At 51.0% G+C, this 17,450-nt stretch carries 18 protein-coding genes and 1 riboswitch; of the genes, 12 read left to right on the top strand and 6 right to left on the bottom strand.

Features of this window, described 5'->3' with window-relative positions:
• Positions 1–3 precede the first annotated feature (3 nt).
• The 5 genes from opp4C to guaA all read left to right on the top strand — a co-directional run bounded on the left by opp4C (position 4) and on the right by guaA (position 5,493).
• Positions 4–936, top strand: a complete 933-nt coding sequence (gene opp4C, locus LQV63_RS16190) for an oligopeptide ABC transporter permease (protein WP_019420246.1) — start codon at positions 4–6, stop codon at positions 934–936.
• A 14-nt stretch (positions 937–950) separates the two neighbouring features.
• Entirely contained in the window at positions 951–1,934 is a 984-nt protein-coding gene (locus LQV63_RS16185; RefSeq protein WP_233697576.1) for an ABC transporter ATP-binding protein, read from the top strand.
• Entirely contained in the window at positions 1,927–2,892 is a 966-nt protein-coding gene (locus tag LQV63_RS16180; RefSeq protein WP_019420244.1) for an ABC transporter ATP-binding protein, read from the top strand. The genes LQV63_RS16185 and LQV63_RS16180 overlap by 8 nt, the downstream gene beginning before the upstream one ends.
• 169 nt (positions 2,893–3,061) lie before the next feature.
• Complete coding sequence (locus LQV63_RS16175; protein ID WP_233697508.1) at positions 3,062–3,481, top strand: exosporium protein C; 420 nt, start codon at positions 3,062–3,064, stop codon at positions 3,479–3,481.
• Positions 3,482–3,951: 470 nt separating this feature from the next.
• Positions 3,952–5,493, top strand: coding sequence for a glutamine-hydrolyzing GMP synthase (gene guaA / locus LQV63_RS16165; protein WP_019420241.1), 1,542 nt, complete (start codon positions 3,952–3,954; stop codon positions 5,491–5,493).
• A gap of 71 nt (positions 5,494–5,564) precedes the next feature.
• Here the strand turns inward: guaA and LQV63_RS16160 are convergent, their stop codons facing one another.
• The 6 genes from LQV63_RS16160 to LQV63_RS16135 form a co-directional block, all read right to left on the bottom strand.
• Entirely contained in the window at positions 5,565–6,353 is a 789-nt protein-coding gene (locus tag LQV63_RS16160) for a CPBP family intramembrane glutamic endopeptidase (protein WP_233697507.1), read from the bottom strand.
• Positions 6,334–6,879 carry a PadR family transcriptional regulator gene (locus LQV63_RS16155; RefSeq protein ID WP_019420239.1) on the bottom strand — a complete coding sequence of 182 codons (546 nt, stop codon included), beginning with the start codon at positions 6,877–6,879 and terminating at the stop codon, positions 6,334–6,336. Before LQV63_RS16155 ends, LQV63_RS16160 begins: the two co-directional genes overlap by 20 nt.
• A gap of 236 nt (positions 6,880–7,115) precedes the next feature.
• Positions 7,116–7,466 carry a hypothetical protein gene (locus tag LQV63_RS16150; protein ID WP_233697506.1) on the bottom strand — a complete coding sequence of 117 codons (351 nt, stop codon included), beginning with the start codon at positions 7,464–7,466 and terminating at the stop codon, positions 7,116–7,118.
• Between the two features lie 58 nt (positions 7,467–7,524).
• On the bottom strand, positions 7,525–7,833 hold the full coding sequence (locus LQV63_RS16145) for a hypothetical protein (RefSeq protein ID WP_233697505.1): 309 nt from the start codon (positions 7,831–7,833) through the stop codon (positions 7,525–7,527).
• Positions 7,834–7,893: 60 nt separating this feature from the next.
• Positions 7,894–8,139, bottom strand: a complete 246-nt coding sequence (locus tag LQV63_RS16140; RefSeq protein ID WP_019420236.1) for a hypothetical protein — start codon at positions 8,137–8,139, stop codon at positions 7,894–7,896.
• Positions 8,140–8,348: 209 nt separating this feature from the next.
• Positions 8,349–8,531 carry a hypothetical protein gene (locus LQV63_RS16135; RefSeq protein WP_019420235.1) on the bottom strand — a complete coding sequence of 61 codons (183 nt, stop codon included), beginning with the start codon at positions 8,529–8,531 and terminating at the stop codon, positions 8,349–8,351.
• A 276-nt stretch (positions 8,532–8,807) separates the two neighbouring features.
• A riboswitch (purine riboswitch) is annotated at positions 8,808–8,907 on the top strand.
• A gap of 243 nt (positions 8,908–9,150) precedes the next feature.
• On the opposite strand from LQV63_RS16135, the gene LQV63_RS16130 reads away from it, so the two are divergent.
• The 7 genes from LQV63_RS16130 to LQV63_RS16100 all read left to right on the top strand — a co-directional run bounded on the left by LQV63_RS16130 (position 9,151) and on the right by LQV63_RS16100 (position 17,364).
• Positions 9,151–10,554: an NCS2 family permease gene (locus tag LQV63_RS16130; protein ID WP_019420234.1), complete on the top strand. Its 1,404-nt coding sequence runs from the start codon at positions 9,151–9,153 to the stop codon at positions 10,552–10,554.
• Positions 10,555–10,623: 69 nt separating this feature from the next.
• Entirely contained in the window at positions 10,624–11,442 is an 819-nt protein-coding gene (locus LQV63_RS16125) for an alpha/beta fold hydrolase (RefSeq protein ID WP_233697504.1), read from the top strand.
• A gap of 89 nt (positions 11,443–11,531) precedes the next feature.
• Positions 11,532–12,584, top strand: a complete 1,053-nt coding sequence (locus LQV63_RS16120; RefSeq protein ID WP_019420232.1) for an ABC transporter substrate-binding protein — start codon at positions 11,532–11,534, stop codon at positions 12,582–12,584.
• Positions 12,585–12,715: 131 nt separating this feature from the next.
• On the top strand, positions 12,716–13,537 hold the full coding sequence (locus tag LQV63_RS16115; RefSeq protein WP_019420231.1) for an ABC transporter permease: 822 nt from the start codon (positions 12,716–12,718) through the stop codon (positions 13,535–13,537).
• 14 nt (positions 13,538–13,551) lie between these two features.
• Positions 13,552–14,343, top strand: coding sequence for an ABC transporter permease (locus tag LQV63_RS16110; RefSeq protein ID WP_233697503.1), 792 nt, complete (start codon positions 13,552–13,554; stop codon positions 14,341–14,343).
• A 23-nt stretch (positions 14,344–14,366) separates the two neighbouring features.
• Positions 14,367–15,476, top strand: coding sequence for an ABC transporter ATP-binding protein (locus LQV63_RS16105; protein WP_233697502.1), 1,110 nt, complete (start codon positions 14,367–14,369; stop codon positions 15,474–15,476).
• 175 nt (positions 15,477–15,651) lie between these two features.
• On the top strand, positions 15,652–17,364 hold the full coding sequence (locus tag LQV63_RS16100) for an adenine deaminase (protein WP_233697501.1): 1,713 nt from the start codon (positions 15,652–15,654) through the stop codon (positions 17,362–17,364).
• Positions 17,365–17,450 lie beyond the last annotated feature (86 nt).

Genomic DNA, 17,450 nt, shown 5'->3' with positions numbered 1-17,450 from the left:
ACCATGTCATCCATATCAGGCAGTGTGACGAAGACGGAAGCTCATCAGGCAGCAGTCACGCCGATCCGTTCATCATTGTGGCGTCAAGCGCTCCACCGCCTCCGCAAAAATAAGCTGGCGATGTCCGGTTTTATTTTTATTGTGTTTATGCTTTTGGCTTGTTTTGCAGGGCCTCTGTTCTCACCATATGCCGACAACAAGATTAATCCGGCCAATATGAATGCCGCGCCGTCGCTGAAGCATTGGCTCGGTACCGATATGCTCGGAAGGGACGTCCTGACGCGGCTGCTGCAGGCGGGTCGCATTTCTCTCACTGTCGGCATTGCATCTATGTGTATTTCCGTGATTCTCGGGTCTATTCTTGGAGCGGTTGCTGCTTATTATCGAGGGATTGTTGATCAGATCATCATGCGCGTGGCTGATCTGCTGCTAACGATTCCAGGCTTGCCAATTTTGTTTATTATGGGCGCCCTGCTCTCAGAGTGGAAAATCCCATCCGAATATCGCATGTATATCGTCATGCTGATGCTCAGCTTCATCGGCTGGCCGGGACTGGCGCGGCTCGTTCGCAGCCAGATGCTTAGCATCCGCGAGCGTGAATTCATGCAGGCGGCGATCGTGCTCGGCTTAAATGACCGACGGAAGCTGTTCAATCATATGATTCCGAACATCATTCCGCTGCTCATCGTCGTTGCTACGCTCAGCATTGGCGGCGCTATTTTGAGTGAATCTGTATTGAGCTTCTTTGGTCTTGGCGTCATGCCTCCGACGCCGACTTGGGGGAATATGATTGATGCGGCGAACAACCTGATTGATTTCGAGAAGCACCCTTGGTTATGGATACCGCCAGGTGTGGCCATTTTTACAACGGTTATCGCCATCAATATTTTTGGTGACGGTCTGCGTGATGTGCTTGATCCTAAACAGAAGAAGTAAGGGAATGACATGTGATGAAAAATGTAATCGAGATTGATCATCTCAGCACTTATTTTTATACGGAAGAAGGGGCCGTGAAGGCGGTCAACGACGTCAGTCTGCGCGTTCGCGAGGGGGAAACGGTCTGCATCGTCGGCGAATCCGGCTGCGGGAAGAGTGTGACAGCGATGTCAGTAATGGGACTCGTCGAGGAGCCGGCCGGCAAGGTGGTGGAAGGCAAGATTCAGTTTGATGGACGGGATCTGCTGTCACTTCATAAAAATGAGCTGCGGCACGTTCGCGGCAACGACATCGCGATGATCTTCCAAGAGCCCATGTCTTCGCTTAACCCGGTGCTCACGATCGGCAAGCAGATAATGGAGCCGTTGATGGAGCACCAGCGGATGAACAAGAAACAGGCCCGCATGCGGGCGATCGAGCTGATCGAAATGGTTGGCATCTCACGTCCCGAGCAAATTGCGGACAGCTATCCGCACCAGCTGAGCGGTGGCATGCTGCAGCGGATTATGATCGCGATTGCGATCTCCTGCAATCCGAAGCTGCTGATCGCGGATGAACCGACAACTGCGCTGGATGTCACCATTCAAGCGCAGATCCTCGATATGCTGCGTCAGATTAAGGCAGACTCGAACATGTCCATCCTGCTAATTACGCACGACCTCGGCGTCGTGGCCGAAATCGCGGATTATGTCATCGTTATGTATTCCGGCAAAATCGTGGAAGAAGGCGATGTCGTCGAGCTGTTCGAAAATCCGAAGCACCCGTATACACAAGGTCTGCTTCGCTCGAAACCGATTATGGGCGAGCGTCAGGAGGAGTTGTACTCCATACCGGGCCAGGTTCCGAATCCGCTTGAACTGAAGGAATCTTGCTATTTTCATGACCGCTGCGAGCACTGCATGGCGATCTGTCAGACGAAGCTGCCGTATCTCCGGGACGTGGCCGGCAGACAGAAAGTGGCCTGCTGGCTGTACGAGGAGGTGGTCGAGCATGTCTGAGCCGTTGTTAGAAGTGAACCATCTGAAGAAATACTTTCCGATTACGTCCGGGCTATTCAACCGTACCATCGGTCATGTGAAGGCAGTGGATGATATTAGCATTACCCTCCAGCAGGGCGAGACGTTCGGCTTGGTCGGCGAGTCCGGCAGCGGGAAGAGCACAGTGGGCCGCACGATTATCCGTCTGACCGACAAGACGGACGGGGAAGTGAAGTTCAAGGGCATTGACCTGTACAATGTGCCGGAGAAGGAGCTGCGCAAGCTAAGACCGAAGATGCAGCTTATTTTCCAAGATCCATACAGCTCGCTCAATCCGCGGGTTCGAGTGGGGGATGCCATCGGTGAAGCGCTCATCAACCACGGGCTTGCGCCGAAGGAAGAAGTTAGGGATCGAGTCTTGGACGTGCTGGATTCCTGCGGTCTATCGTCCTATCATATCGACCGCTTTCCGCATGAATTCTCGGGCGGACAGCGCCAACGCATCGGCATAGCACGTGCACTTATATTGGATCCTGATCTCATCATTGCGGATGAGCCGGTATCTGCCCTGGATGTGTCGATTCAGGCTCAAATCATTAATTTGTTCCGCAAGCTGCAGACGACGCGCGGACTAACGTATTTATTTATTTCCCATGATCTGAGCGTCGTAGAGCATCTGTGCAACCGCATTGGCGTCATGTATCTCGGCACGATGATGGAGACCGCTTCGCGAGACGAGCTGTTCAAAAATCCGCTGCATCCGTACACGAAGGCGCTGTTATCAGCCGTGCCGATTCCTGTGCCCAGGCTGAAGCGGGAGCGGATTGTGCTGAAGGGCGACATCCCGAATCCGGCCAATCCGCCAGCAGGCTGCAAGTTCCATACGCGCTGCCCGTTTGCTGCGGATGTTTGCCGCGAGCAGGTACCCGTGTTTCGCCATATGGGCGGGGATCATTATGTAGCTTGTCATCTGGTCTAAAGAGTGTATGCCCCGCAAGTCGAGTACTCGGCAGCGGGGCATTGTTTTCTTAATCGATAAGCGCATTATATTATTATGATAAAAATACCGAGTAGGCTTTCGCACAAACAACCATCTCATGGATTACATATTCTGAATTCTGTGTTACTAATCCAGGGGAGATGATCTTTTGGCACAGATTCTTGATTATAAAGCAACGGAACCACTTCGGAGATTTAACCGAGCTAAATCGTTCACTATCCCGTTTTCTCCAAGAAGGGTTCGCCTTGCATCGATACGGCTGCGCCTTCCGAAGCGCGCGAATCGAGTGCAATTAATTGCGAGCGTCGGTGTTCGCGGAATCACAGGCATTGCCCAAATTTTATTTAAGATCTTTCGTGATGGAACAGAAATCTTCAATACCAAGCAAGGAATCGAATCCGCAGGCTCGGAGCAAAATTATATCGTAACTTTCCAAGCCATAGATTTTAACGTAGAATCGGGTTCGCATACCTATACGGTAACTGCAGAAAACACCACAGCGGGAACTAGAGCTGATGTAGTAGGTCCTATATCATTTAGTGGATTGGCTATTAAAACAACCAAATAATTGGGATTCCATTTTGCACCTGTAAAAGGTGCTTTTTTTATTCAGAGCGCTTTTCATTAATCAGAGCTCTTGAGCCACAAGGATTTCAGACATAAAAAAGGGACTTCACCCCAACACTAACGACAATCCATAGACTATGCTCCCTAATCAAGGAAATCAAGGAGGGGGGCGGACATGTCCGCAGTGGTGTTTACTACATCCATATGGCGGACAGACTGTTACAACCAACCTTAATCATTGCATGACGGAGGCGATTCGGATGCTGAAGCGCTCATTGGCCGATATCGGTCAGCGCGTCGGGTACGGACATATCAAGCGGTTCAACCGGGTGTTCATGGAATTCAAGGGCATCCCCCGCTCAAATACTGCCTGAGTAAGCGCGGTTCTAGCGGATGCGGTTAGATTGCAGATTGACTCCGCTTTTGTCAGTTCGTTATAATTAGGGACAATATGTTTAGGGAGGCACGGCAATGACAAAGCCACATCATGAAATGATCGTTGTTCTCGACTTTGGAGGACAATACAACCAGCTCATCGCACGCCGCATTCGCGATTTGGGCGTGTACAGCGAACTCATTCCTTACAATACACCAGTAGAACGCATTCAGGAGCTGAATCCGAAGGGCATTGTCTTCTCTGGCGGTCCGGCAAGTGTGTACGAAGAGAACTCGCCACTCGTAGACCCGCGTATTTATGACTTGGGTCTGCCGATTTTTGGTATCTGCTACGGCATGCAAATGATGTCCCATCAATTGAACGGCAAGGTGGAACGCGCAGGCAAGCGCGAATACGGTAAAGCCGATGTAGTCTTCCAACCGGATAGCGGCTTGATTCATGACCTAGAGCCAAATCAGACAGTATGGATGAGCCATACTGATCTGGTTGTCGAGCTGCCGGAGGGCTTCCGCGTGGACGCGGGTACGGAGCATGCGCCGATCGCGGCGATGAGTCATCCGGAGAAGCGTTTCTATGCGGTGCAGTTCCATCCGGAAGTGCGGCACTCCGTCTACGGCAATGAAATGATTCGCAACTTCCTGTTCAGCATTTGCGGCTGCCACGGCGACTGGACGATGGAGACGTTCATTGAGGACAAAGTGCGTGAAATCCGCGAAACGGTCGGCGATCGCAAAGTGTTATGCGCCTTGAGTGGCGGGGTGGACTCTTCCGTCGTTGCGGCGCTCATTCATAGAGCTGTTGGCGATCAGCTGACTTGCATGTTCATCGATCACAACCTGCTGCGTAAGGGTGAAGCCGAAGGCGTTATGGAGACGTTCGTTGGCAAATTCGACATGCATGTGGTGAAGATTGACGCGCGTGAGCGTTTCATGAGCAAGCTGGCCGGTGTATCGGATCCGGAGAAAAAACGGAAAATTATCGGCAACGAGTTCATCTATTGCTTTGACGAAGAGTCTGCGAAGCTTGGTGACTTCGGTTTCCTAGCGCAAGGCACGCTGTACACGGATATCGTGGAAAGCGGCACGGCGACGGCGCAGACGATCAAGTCTCACCACAATGTGGGCGGCTTGCCGGAAGATATGAAGTTCAAGCTCATCGAGCCGTTGAACACGTTGTTCAAGGACGAAGTGCGCAAGGTGGGCGAAGAGCTTGGCCTGCCGCGCGAAATCGTGTGGCGGCAGCCGTTCCCGGGACCGGGACTCGCCATCCGCGTGCTTGGCGAAGTAACGGAGGACAAGCTGGCTATCGTGCGCGAATCCGATGCGATTCTGCGCGAAGAGATTGCCAAGGCAGGCTTGGACGGCGAAATTTGGCAGTACTTCACAGCGCTGCCTGACATGAAGAGCGTTGGCGTCATGGGCGACGCGCGCACGTACTCCTACACGGTAGGCATTCGCGCCGTAACGTCCATTGATGGCATGACCGCTGACTGGGCGCGCATTCCATGGGATATTCTCGAGAAGATTTCCGTTCGTATCGTCAATGAGGTGGACAACGTGAACCGTATCGTCTATGACGTTACGTCGAAGCCGCCAGCAACGATTGAATGGGAATAGTGTAAGATAAAGAAAGGGCTATTCACAGTCTATTAAGACTGCGGGATAGCCCTTTTCTATGTATTCATGTATTATAATGTGCGCTTCGCCACGTGGTGCTCCTGCGTGCGATGGTTCGCGTTGCGGATGCCGGGGATGAGAAGGAGGCAAGCAGCGGCCAATATGACGATGACGATGGTGTTATATACGATCGTGCTTGTGGTTTCATTGCCCAAGAACTGAATGAGATTGTGCAACGTGTGAAACAGAATCAACGGGAGTATTTGCTTCGTCTTCACCATGAGCAAGGCCAGTACAGCTCCGACAAGAAGGGCATATACAAGCTGCAGAATGGTCCGCGCTATGTCTTGACCCGACAGCATGTTCAGCACATGGGTGAGAGAAAATAAAATGCTCGAGGTAATCACGGCTGGCGCAACTCCCTTCGGCAATAAAATGTGCAAAATCATGCCACGGTAGACCGTTTCCTCGACAAATCCGACCAAAACGGTAAAAAATACAAAGAATAACAGCTCTGTAAGAGTCACCGCTTTAAATCCTTTGAGGCTTAGAATGATTAATACGAGCAAGAGTGGCGCATAGTAGAACAGATAGCTTGGCGAGAGAGCCGATAAAGAGTTGAATCCGTATGCTTTCCATCTCTTGCGTACCGAGAAATAGACGATGCAGACGAGCGCAATCGGAATGAACGAAATCAGAATAGGCGCCGTATAATCCAGCTGTGCAATGGTCGCATAGGCTCCTGCCGCAAATACCGCGAATAGCAGCAACAGTTCGATGATGACGACGCTTAGCACCGGACGTCTTTGTGTAAAGGATGTACGGGATGGAGCAAGTTGATTAGTCATGCTGTTCGTCATTGTTTCTATTCTTCCTTTCCATGATGTCTTCCACCCAACTGTTCTCCATCTCGAAATAATGGAGCCCGTACTGCAGAACGGACAGCCGATAGTAATACTGCTGCGGATTGCTGAGTTGAGTAAGCTCCTTTGCGACAATCCGTTCTACGTTTTTTAGCCGTTCACGTTCGTTTGCGACTTTGAATTGGTATTCGGCGAGTCGTGTTTGCCGGGTATCTTCATCGAGATAGTCGTAAAAAAAGATTTTGAGCAAATGCTCGTTCTTAGTCAGTTGCAACGGCTGCGAGAGCCATTTCAGAAAAGCTTCCTTGCCAGCAGGCAAAATGGAATATATTTTTTTGTTCTTGCTGTCTTCGATTGCGGTCACATTGACCAATTGCTTGTCGGCCAGCCGTTTCAATGCGGGGTAAAGGCTGCCGTAACTCGCGCTGTAAAATATACCGACGGTATGGTCGATCGTCTTCTTCAACTCATATCCATTCATTTCATTTTCAAGCAGCAGACCAAGAATGATATGTTCAAGCATGGATTCACCTTCTCATTTAGTTTTAAATATGGAGTTGTTGCTCTCTATACATTTATATCGAACAGATATATCGAATCGATATATATATAACATAGATCACTATCTGCGTTTTGGTCAATAGATCGTATGAAAAAAATCATTGTGCGCATGCCACCAAAAGAAAGCCTAGTCCTCCATCAGTGAATCGGAGAATTAGGCTTTGCCCGGTAATTATATTTAGGCCGAATTAAATTGAATTATCTCTTAACCGATTGGAGGGTCTCCAATAAGGTTTGGCGATACTCTTTTTGCTCCTCCATAATCGAATGCAGCATGGGAAGAAAAAAATCAATTTTTGCTTTCTGATTACTTGTCCCGTCCGCAAGCATTAAGATTAAGGTGTATAACATCGTGATTATGGAGTAGTTGTCCACGTACGTAATATTAAGAGCCTGTCCACCAGTGCCCCCGGCTCCACCGGTCCCCCCAACGCCGCCGTGAGCAATGGCACTGGAATTTGCATTCGCGCCGACGCTTGAATCCGGATTTTCGCTTGCTTCGACAACGTTTTGACTATCGAATCGTTCGTCCTGACGAGCTTCACTCAACGTCATCACCCTAACATGTTTATATATTCTTTTGATTAAGCCTGATTCATCTTATCAGCTAGTTGCCTTTGTCGATTTCAGCATTTCCATTGCCGCCGTCGCCGCCGTCGCCGCCGTCGCCGCCAGCACCGCCAGCACCGCCATTGCCACCATTGCCGCCATTACCCATATTGCCGTTGGCAGTTGCGACGGATCCTCCAACTGCTACGGCTACCCCGACGCCGATCCCAAATCCACCGTTGCCGCCGTCGCCACCGTTGCCCCCGTCACCACCGTCGCCGCCGTCGCCGCCGTTACCGCTGTCTTCTATTTCAACCGCCGGTTTTTTCTTATGATTTGGATTATATTTTTCTTCTTCTCCCCACATCTTAGATCACTCCTATTATTTTGTAATTGTTTCATAAGACTTGAATTTGCTTCATGAAAGCTACTTCTGTAGCTTGGACAATGAAATAAGCTGTTGAATCAATTTCGCAACGTCGATGTTCAACTTGACGCCCTGAATGTCCATATTGAGCCCGCTATCACCATCTAAGCCCAAGCTCGAACCTTCGCCATCGATTCCATTTACTCCATTACTTCCATCGATTCCGTTTGAACCATCGACGCCATTTTTACCTGCGACATGTCCAATCTTCTTTCTCTTAATTTCTTCTTGGTTTTGATCAGTCACCTTTATCACCACCCAATATCGTCTCAATCAAAGCTCAGCGACAAAGCTGAAATCTCTTTCTTGCACTATCAGTTTGTTTCTGAGCTTATGATAGTATATGAAGAACAATTCTTTATGGTAACGATATTTCCCTGATTTACAGCGTTTAATTTATTGCAATTTATAGTGTTTACTAGAATTTAAACTAATGGATAAGGCATTTTAATAGATTAGGATTTTTCCCGGGCAAGCTTTTCAATTTCTTGGCGGAGCGTCTCGACCCCTTTTATCGTATTATTTAGTTCAGTCAGGCTTTGCTTAAGTTCGTCTAGATTTTGCGCAAAACCTTGAATGTCTTTTCCTCTATTCATTAGTTTGTCTAAATTTTTAATTACGGCATCCAAGTTCACCATACTTCTTCCCTCCTTGTGTCAGACTTCATACCAATCTATGAAAATTCTATTAAAATCGTTAGTGTTTATTTACGGAGTATATTCAAAATAAGTATGTAGCCTGTAAGGTTGTGCTGAGTCCTTGCAGCAATTAGCTGTGACTGAGTTAGTGCAGGATTATAATGAGCGATATCCATTGAAATATTGTTAAACACGAACAAGGATTATATTTACTGTTTAAATGTTCGGATTTAGCGTTGACAACCTTCTAGGTTCGCTTTACAATGGTTGTAGATAACCTAATACGTCAAGTTTTTTCGTATAATCTCGGGAATTGGCCTGAGAGTTTCTACGGATCACCGTAAATGATCTGGCTACGAAGAGCATCGGCGCTGTCTGTCTGACGAATCGATACCATTCGTCTCTACCATCCTGCTCCCTAAGCGTTTTGAATGTCATTTTCAAGATGGGAACTTGTGATGCATAGATGCATGTACAGGGACAGTGGAAGAAGCACGCCGTACTTTTCAACGCCAGAACTCGGGAGATCATCATCCTGAGTTCTTTTTTTGTCCGTATAGGTTGCTGGGGAGTAAACAAGTAAACATTCATGAGAGTTCATGGGGAGGATGTTACAAGCATGGAGCGCTTCTTCAAAATCAAGGAGCAAGGTTCAACAATTAAGACAGAAATAATGGCAGGGATTACGACCTTCATGACGATGGCTTACATCTTGGCTGTTAACCCGGACATTTTGACTGCATTCGGCAAAACGGGCATGGATTGGTACGCTGTATTCCTCGCGACGGCTATTGCCGCTGGAGTGTTCACCATTGCCATGGGAATTTTCGTTAACTTCCCGGTCGCATTGGCGCCAGGGATGGGACTTAATGCATATTTCGCTACGGTCGTCGTCTCCACGGCTGGATCGGACCATCCGATTACGTGGCAGATGGCTCTAACGGCGGTCTTTATTTCAGGTATTATCTTTTTCTTATTGACGATTACACACATACGCCAAATGCTGCTGGAAGCTGTGCCGGACGCATTGAAGCATGCGATTACGGTCGGTATCGGGCTATTCATTACGATTGTCGGCCTGAAGAACAGCGGGCTGTTGTCCGTATCGGTCGAGACGGTGAATGATGTTCCGAAGGGAACGTTCACGCCGCTCATGGGCTTCGAATCGGTATTCGGTATGGGCAGCTTCACCGATCCAAGTGTGCTGCTGACCATTATCGGCTTGGCGCTTATCTCGGTGCTTATGATTCTGAATGTGCCGGGCGCGATTTTGTTCGGTATTCTTGGCACGACCATCATCGGTATTTTCATGGGTGTCGTTGACTTCAACAACTTGTCGACAGACAAGACGCCATGGATCCCGGATTTGGGACAGCTTAGCTTCTTTGAATTCGATTTTGCCGGCATTATGGGCGTCGGTATCGTATCCATCATTTTGACCTTCACCTTCGTGGAGCTGTTCGACACGTTCGGAACACTCGTCGGGACGGCGAATCGCGCTGGATTCATGAAGAACCGCGAAGAAGGCAACAAGCGCGTCGGCAAAGCGATGTTCGTCGATTCTATCGCTGTCGGCGGCGGCGCGGTACTCGGCACAAGTACGGTAACGGCATTCGTCGAGAGCTCTGCTGGGGTAGCGGCAGGCGGCCGCACCGGTCTGACTTCGGTAACGACAGGCATTTGCTTCTTGCTGTCCTTGTTCCTGGCACCGGCTGTGGCGCTTATTCCAGGCTCCGCAACGGCTGCCGCGCTGATTGTGGTTGGCGTGCTCATGATGCAGGCCGTGCGCGAGATCAATTTCCAAGACCTCGTCATCGGCATTCCGGCGTTCATGACAATTGCCTTCATGCCTTTTACGTACAGCATTGCGAACGGGGTCTCCTTCGGTATTCTCGCTTATGTGCTGCTTGCATTCGTAGCGAACGTATTTGGCAAAGGAGAGCAAAAATATAAAATTCATTGGCTCATGTGGATATTGTTCGTGCTCGTCATCATTCGCTATGTGGCGATGGGCGGACACTAATCACTCCAATCAGACTGGCATTACATCAATCCGGCAGCGGATTGCCGTGAATACAGAAGGAATCGGTGCATGACTGGAATATGTGGAACGACCCGGGAAGCGGCGAATCGCATCTGCTTCGAGGCTATAGGCGAAGGACAGCCGCTTCTCGTGCTTCACGGATTTACGCTGGATCACCGTACGATGATGCGGACGCTAGAGCCCGTGTTGGCTGGTTCATCCGGCTGGCTGCGCATCTATGCGGATCTCCCCGGAATGGGGCGGTCCCACTCGGGCGGTCCTGTTACGACTTCGGATGACATGCTGGAGGTGTTGGGGGCATTCGTGAAGCGAGTCATCCCTCACGGAAGCTTTGCCATCTGCGGTCATTCGTACGGCGCTTACCTTGCGCGCGGGCTCGCACGCTTGATGCCGCAACGGATCAGCGCGCTCGTGCTGCTGGCTCCGGTCGTGCATCCGACCGTGCGTACTGTGCCGCTGCATCAAGCGAAGGTGCGTGACGATGCGTTCCTCGCGAGGCTGACGCCTGCGGAACGCGAAGTCGCCGCGCGGAAGCTGGTCGTGCAGACCGAGCCGGTATGGCAGCGATACACGGAGGAAGTGCTGCCGGCGCAAGCGCTCGCCGACTGGGATGTGCTGACACCGCTGCGGAGCGCTGGATACGCCTTGTCGTGTCCGCCGGACGAGCATGACGAACCGCCGGATTATCCGATGCGCATCATTGTCGGGAAGCAGGATAGCATCGTCGGCTGGCATGATGCCGTAATGTTAACGGACACTGTCCCGAATAGCGCCGTTACTATATTGAACGGAGCGGGACATTATCTCCATCTGGAGCAGGAAGAACAAGTTCAACGCTGGTTGGCTGACAGCTTTTCAATATTTTGATGAACAACACATGCAAACATATGCACGAGCAACGAAATGGTTAACCCAATCGGCTCACCCAGATTTAGCATCTAGGAGGACATGACTTCATGAGAAAAATCGCTTTGACTCTCGCTATCGTATTATCCCTCGGCACACTGCTTGCCGCATGCTCCAGCAGCAACAATGCGGAAGGCGGCCAAGACAAACCGACAGAGCTTGTTATTTCCACCTGGGGATTTGCAGAAGATGCGATGAAGAAAAACGTATACGAGCCGTTTGAGAAGAAGTACAACGTTAAGATTGTGACGGAAATCGGGAACAATACCGACCGCTTGAATAAAATCCGTCAAGGAAGTTCGAAGGTAGACTTGGTGTACTTGTCTGACTACTATGCGCTGCAAGGCATTGAAGAAGGATTATTCGAGAAGATTGACCGCAAGAACATTCCGAACCTGGACCATTTGTATGATATTGCAAAAGCCCCGCTTGGCGAAGACTACGGTCCGGCCCACACGGTAGCTCAGCTTGGGCTCGTCGTGAACGGGGATGAAGTGAAGACTCCGGTGGAGTCGTGGAACGATCTGTGGAAGCCGGAATTCAAGGACAAGCTGGCGCTTCCGAACATTACGATTACGACCGGTCCGATGTTGATGGACATGGCGGCCAAGCGTGAAGGCAGCCAAGATATGAATAGTGATGCCGCATTCAAGGCGCTGACCGAAATTAACCCGGGTGTCGTGAAGTATTATTCCAAATCCGCGGACCTTGTCAATATGTTTGCTCAAGGTGAGGTGGTTGCGGCGCCAATGCAAGATACGTTCTATGGCAGCGTGTCCCAAGCTGTCCCATCCGCGAAGTTTATAACTCCGAAAGAAGGAGCCTATGCGCTGTTGAACACCGTAAATGTCGTCAAAGGCTCTAAACATAAAGAATTGGCAGAGAAGTTCATCAACTGGCACCTCAGTCAAGAAGTGCAGCAAGCGAATGCAATCGACCGCGTCGATTCCCCGACGAACAAGCTGGTCGAATTGACAGAGGAGCAAGCGGCAGGCATGACGTACGGCGCAGACGTCGTTGAGAACTTGAAGACGCTCGACTTGCGCAAAGTAAATCAAGAAATGAGCGGCTGGATAGATCGTTGGAATCGTGAAATCGAGTAACGGGTTCATGAGCAAGGTATAGTTGGAACGTTGGAGGGCTGCCGTTTCGTAGCACCCTCCTTTTATATTCTCTTGGAACAACAACCAGCATAGTTCCTAATCATAGCCTAGACAACAGGAGAACAATATCCATGAAAAAACAATATTTATGGCTTTTACTGCTTCCGGGGCTCTTGTTCCTGACATTGTTTATGATCATTCCTATCTTTATGACGATTGGCTCGACCTTCTTCCACGAAGGCACATTCACGATAGAAGGCTATGTCAAGCTGCTCGGTGATCCGTACATTTTGAAAATATTAGGCACGACGCTGCAAGTCAGCCTCGTTACAACCATCGTGTGCATCCTGCTCGGGTTTCCGACCGCTTACTATATTTCGAAGCAGAAGGCGCGCACGAAAGGCATCCTGCTTGCGTTGGCGCTCTTTCCGCTCTTGACTAGCGCCATCGTGCGCTCGTTCAGCTGGATGGTCATTCTCGGGAAGAATGGATTGGTCAATAACTTCTTGGTCGGCGTCGGCCTCGTCGCCGAGCCGCTGAAAATACTGTATACGCCGACCGCCATGATGATCGGCCTTATTCACCTGTTCCTGCCGCTGATGATTATTTCGCTTGTCGGCGTCATGGAAAATATCGACGAAGATTTGCTGAAAGCCTCCGAAAGCTTGGGCGCTTCGCGGATGAAAGGGTTCATGAGCATTATCGTGCCGCTGTGTGTGCCGGGTCTTATCGTCGGCAGCATACTGGTATTCGTCGGCAGCCTGACGGCTTATACGACTCCGCAGCTGCTGGGCGGCAAGCAGCGGGTCGTAGCGACATTTCTGTATCAGAATGCGATGACGCTGAACGATTGGTACATGGCTTCGATCGTTGCTACGGTTATGATCGTCGTCACCTTTATTATTATCGGGCTTATGAACCAGCTTGCCCGCAAATTGAATCCGAAGGGGTAACGGGGGTAACGAACATGAAGGAAAAACATCGCGGACTCGCCCTATTTACGACACTGGTATTTATCTTTTTGCTCGGGCCGTTGTTCATCATTATGGCCACATCTTTCGGAGATAGCACGGTGTTGAAGTTTCCGCCGGAAGGCTTCTCTTTTAGATGGTACAAAAATATATTTGATGTGGAAATGTTCATGACCACCTTTAAAGTGACGATAGTGGTGGCGCTGGCTGGCAACCTGATCGCACTGTTGATCGGCGTTCCCGCTGCATACGCGTTAAGCCGCTTTAACTTTAAGGGCAAGGGATTGTTAAATACGATATTTATTTCGCCCATTCTGATTCCGGGCGTTGTTCTCGGCTTTACAATGCTGAAATATTTGGTCGTCACCTTCAATCTGCCGATCTATACGAGCTTGCTTATCGGTCATGTCGTGCTGATGCTTCCGTTCATCATTCGCGTCATTGCATCGAGCTTATCGAACTTCGATTATGCGGTCGAGGAAGCGGCAATGAGCTTGGGCGCCAGCCGCCTGAAGACGTTCTTCACGGTCGTGCTTCCGAATATCCGTTCCGGACTGATCGCGGGCGTGCTGCTTGCGTTTCTGGAATCGTTCAACAACGTCGATATTTCGGTCTTCATGACCGGACCGGGAGTAAGCACGCTGCCGATTCAGATGCTGACTTATGTGGAGAACTACTTCGACCCTACCATTGCGGCCATTTCCGTGCTGTTGATGGCAGTAACGGCGTTGCTCATGTTCTCGATTGAACGCTTGATGGGACTCTCCTACTTTACGAAAAATAACTAGCATACATCGGAGGCCAGACGACCATGGAATTATTATCCCTGCAAAATATATCCGTAGCTTACGAAAAAAATCTAATCTTGAAGGACTTCAATCTGCATATTCAGGAAGGCGAGTTAATTTCGCTGCTCGGCCCGTCGGGGTGCGGCAAGACGACGACGCTTCGCCTCATTGCAGGCTTCCTCGAAGCGAAAGACGGCAAATTCATGTTCAAAGGGAAGGATTATACGCGCGTGCCTGTCAACAAGCGCAACTTCGGCTTCGTATTCCAGAGCTATGCGCTCTTCCCGCATATGACGGTATATGACAACGTTGCTTACGGCCTGCGCTTACGCAAAGTGGACCAATCGCAGATCGCGAAGCGCGTGCAAGAAATGCTGGAGGTCGTTGACCTGAAGGGCTTCGAGAAGCGCTTCCCAGGTGAACTGTCCGGTGGTCAGCGCCAGCGTGTCGCTATTGCCCGCGCGCTTGTCATCCAGCCCGATTTGCTGCTGTTCGACGAGCCGCTTAGCAACCTGGACGCGAACCTGCGCGTCAACATGCGCGTCGAGATCCGCCGCATTCAGAAGCAGCTCGGCATTACGACGGTATACGTCTCCCATGATCAGGAGGAGTGCTTCTCTATCTCGGATAAGGTGGCCATAATGAATAAAGGCATCATCGAGCAGCTGGATGCGCCGTCGACCATTTATAAATACCCGACGACCGAGTTCGTCGCGCGTTTTATCGGCTTCAACAACTTTATCGAGTACGGGGAAATGCATAATGATGGCAGTGTCGTCACGCTGCACGGCGCCGAAGGCACACGTCTTGAAGTCAGCCACCGTTCTGGCCATCCGCTGACGGATTCGATGAAGGGTGCTATCCGCCCAGATGATTTGCTCGTTGCGACCGACAGCGAGTGTGCGGAAGGGGTCGGCGGATTGACGGCTGCCGAGCTGGCGTCCGGATTGAACGTTATTAACGGCAGTGTGAAAATCAGCACCTTCTTGGGCCGCAGCTATCAATATGTCGTGGACACGCCGCTCGGCGAATTTACGGTGAACCGTGAAATGGAGCAGCCGTTCGACCGCGGTACGACGGTGAAACTGGTGCTTCCGAGAGAGAAGGTCGTGCTGGTACAGAGCTCGAAGTAACCGCAGCACGCAGGTCGTGCTGGTTCAAAGCGCAGAGCCGCCGGAACAAGCAGGGCGCCGGGCAGATGTTCTGCGAATACACTGCGCAATCGAATCGGAATGGGTCGCTTTTCAGCGCCGATAAGGTTGCAAGATACAGTTAAGGGAACTAACAAACAAGAGGGAGCGTGCAGAAATGAACATCGAGTTGTTAGTGAAGAATGTGCAGGTCTTTAACGCATATATGAAACGGTTCGTGAAAGGCAATGTGGCCGTGAAGGACGGGCGGTTCCTATACATCGGTTCGCGTGCCGAGGATACCTTCGAAGCGGAGCGCGTCGTGGATGGCGCAGGGCGTTACATGATTCCGGGCCTCGTGGACATTCATCTTCATATTGAGAGCACGATGGTGACACCGAAGACATTCTCGTTCGGGCTCATCAAAAACGGCGTGACGACGATCGTATCCGAGCCGCATGAGATGGCGAACGTATGCGGCGTGGAAGGCGTGAAGGAAATGATTCGCGCGAGCGAGGGCTGCACGGCGGATATCCTCTATGCGATTCCAAGCTCGGTTCCAGCGACACCACTTGAGACGACAGGCGGGGAAATCGATATCGCGGATATCGATGAGCTGCTGCAGGATGAGCGTGTCATTTGCTTGGGCGAGATTATGAACTCCGTCGATGTGCTGCGCAACCCGGACTGCAAGACGAACCGCATTTTGAACCATGTGCGTACGAACTATCCGAACCTCGTGATCGAGGGGCATACGCCTAAGAAGCTGGTCGATCTTGATCTGGCGCGCTTCATGTTCGCGGGCGTCGATTCCGACCATACTGAGCAAGAAGTGGCGAGCATGAAGGACCGTCTCTACAACGGTATGTTCCTGGAAATTCAGGAGAAATCGATGAACCGCGATATTATGGACGTGCTCATCGAAGAGGACGTGGCTGAGTTGTTCTGCTTCGTTACCGACGATGTGATGGCAGATACGTTCGTGCAGGACGGGCATTTGAATCATCTCGTCAAAAAGGCGATTGCCATGGGCATGAAGCCGGAGCGTGCCATTTATGCGGCGACCTACACGCCTGCCAGACGCATGCAGCTGCATGACCGCGGGGCGATTGCGCCGAACAAAGTGGCGGATTTCATCCTGCTCGGTGATGTAGAGCAGTTCCGAATCGAGGCGGTGTATAAGCATGGCCGGCTGGCATATGACGCGCAGGCGCCATACGAGCAGGAGCGCGAGGAAGGCCAGTTCCCACCGCACTTCTATCGCAGCGTGCAGCTGCAGCCGATGAGCGCCGCCGACTTCGCAGTGGATGTGAAGGCTGCGGACGGCGAGCATCTATGCCGCGTTATGGAGGTCAAGAACGGCACGACGAATACGACCGAGCTGCATAAGCCAGTGCAGGTGCAAGACGGCAATCTGCAGTGGGAGGCGAGTCCGTTCGGACTTATCGCGACGTTCGAGCGCTATGGCAAGAACGGCAACCGCGCTTACGGCCTCATTACCGGCAACACAATTAAGCGCGGCGCGATTGCGACGACGTATTCGCATGACAATCACAATCTGCTCGTCGTCGGCCACTCGCCTGAAGACATGGCGCTCGCGGCGAATACGGTCATTGCCGACCAAGGCGGCTTCTGCGTCGTCGCAGACGGCAAAGTGCTGGCGCACGTCCCGCTGCCGGTAGGCGGCATTCTCTCCGAAGAGCCGCTCAGCACGTTCGGGGAGACCATTAAGAATTTACGGGCAGCTATGGAGTCGATCGGATATGAGCATTACAATCCGATAATGTCTATCAGCACGCATTCCTTGCCGGTGAGTCCGGCGCTCAAGCTGACGGATCTCGGCTTAATCGACACACATGCGGGCCAAGTGGTTCCGCTTATCGTAGAATAGATGATGATAAGTTCGTAATTTTTAAGCATAGGGTAGTATCGGCATACAAGCCGGATGAGGGAAAACCTCACGCCGGGTTCTATGGG

It is taken from the genome of Paenibacillus profundus, from assembly GCF_021369635.1.
In the GTDB taxonomy this organism is placed as follows: Bacteria; Bacillota; Bacilli; order Paenibacillales; family Paenibacillaceae; genus Paenibacillus_B; species Paenibacillus_B profundus.
The sequence above is the reverse complement of the archived record's forward strand: the minus strand, read 5'-3'. Positions and strand labels throughout refer to the sequence as shown.

Excerpts from the sequence above, each read along its gene's own strand:
- LQV63_RS16125 (WP_233697504.1), top strand. The coding sequence starts at position 10,624 with ATGACTGGAATATGTGGAACGACCCGGGAAGCGGCGAATCGCATCTGC.
- LQV63_RS16155 (WP_019420239.1), bottom strand. The coding sequence starts at position 6,879 with ATGCTTGAACATATCATTCTTGGTCTGCTGCTTGAAAATGAAATGAAT.
- LQV63_RS16135 (WP_019420235.1), bottom strand. The coding sequence starts at position 8,531 with ATGGTGAACTTGGATGCCGTAATTAAAAATTTAGACAAACTAATGAAT.
- LQV63_RS16130 (WP_019420234.1), top strand. The coding sequence starts at position 9,151 with ATGGAGCGCTTCTTCAAAATCAAGGAGCAAGGTTCAACAATTAAGACA.
- LQV63_RS16110 (WP_233697503.1), top strand. The coding sequence starts at position 13,552 with ATGAAGGAAAAACATCGCGGACTCGCCCTATTTACGACACTGGTATTT.
- LQV63_RS16100 (WP_233697501.1), top strand. The coding sequence starts at position 15,652 with ATGAACATCGAGTTGTTAGTGAAGAATGTGCAGGTCTTTAACGCATAT.
- LQV63_RS16120 (WP_019420232.1), top strand. The coding sequence starts at position 11,532 with ATGAGAAAAATCGCTTTGACTCTCGCTATCGTATTATCCCTCGGCACA.
- LQV63_RS16160 (WP_233697507.1), bottom strand. The coding sequence starts at position 6,353 with ATGACGAACAGCATGACTAATCAACTTGCTCCATCCCGTACATCCTTT.
- LQV63_RS16115 (WP_019420231.1), top strand. The coding sequence starts at position 12,716 with ATGAAAAAACAATATTTATGGCTTTTACTGCTTCCGGGGCTCTTGTTC.
- LQV63_RS16105 (WP_233697502.1), top strand. The coding sequence starts at position 14,367 with ATGGAATTATTATCCCTGCAAAATATATCCGTAGCTTACGAAAAAAAT.
- LQV63_RS16145 (WP_233697505.1), bottom strand. The coding sequence starts at position 7,833 with ATGTGGGGAGAAGAAGAAAAATATAATCCAAATCATAAGAAAAAACCG.
- LQV63_RS16185 (WP_233697576.1), top strand. The coding sequence starts at position 951 with ATGAAAAATGTAATCGAGATTGATCATCTCAGCACTTATTTTTATACG.
- guaA (WP_019420241.1), top strand. The coding sequence starts at position 3,952 with ATGACAAAGCCACATCATGAAATGATCGTTGTTCTCGACTTTGGAGGA.
- opp4C (WP_019420246.1), top strand. The coding sequence starts at position 4 with ATGTCATCCATATCAGGCAGTGTGACGAAGACGGAAGCTCATCAGGCA.
- LQV63_RS16180 (WP_019420244.1), top strand. The coding sequence starts at position 1,927 with ATGTCTGAGCCGTTGTTAGAAGTGAACCATCTGAAGAAATACTTTCCG.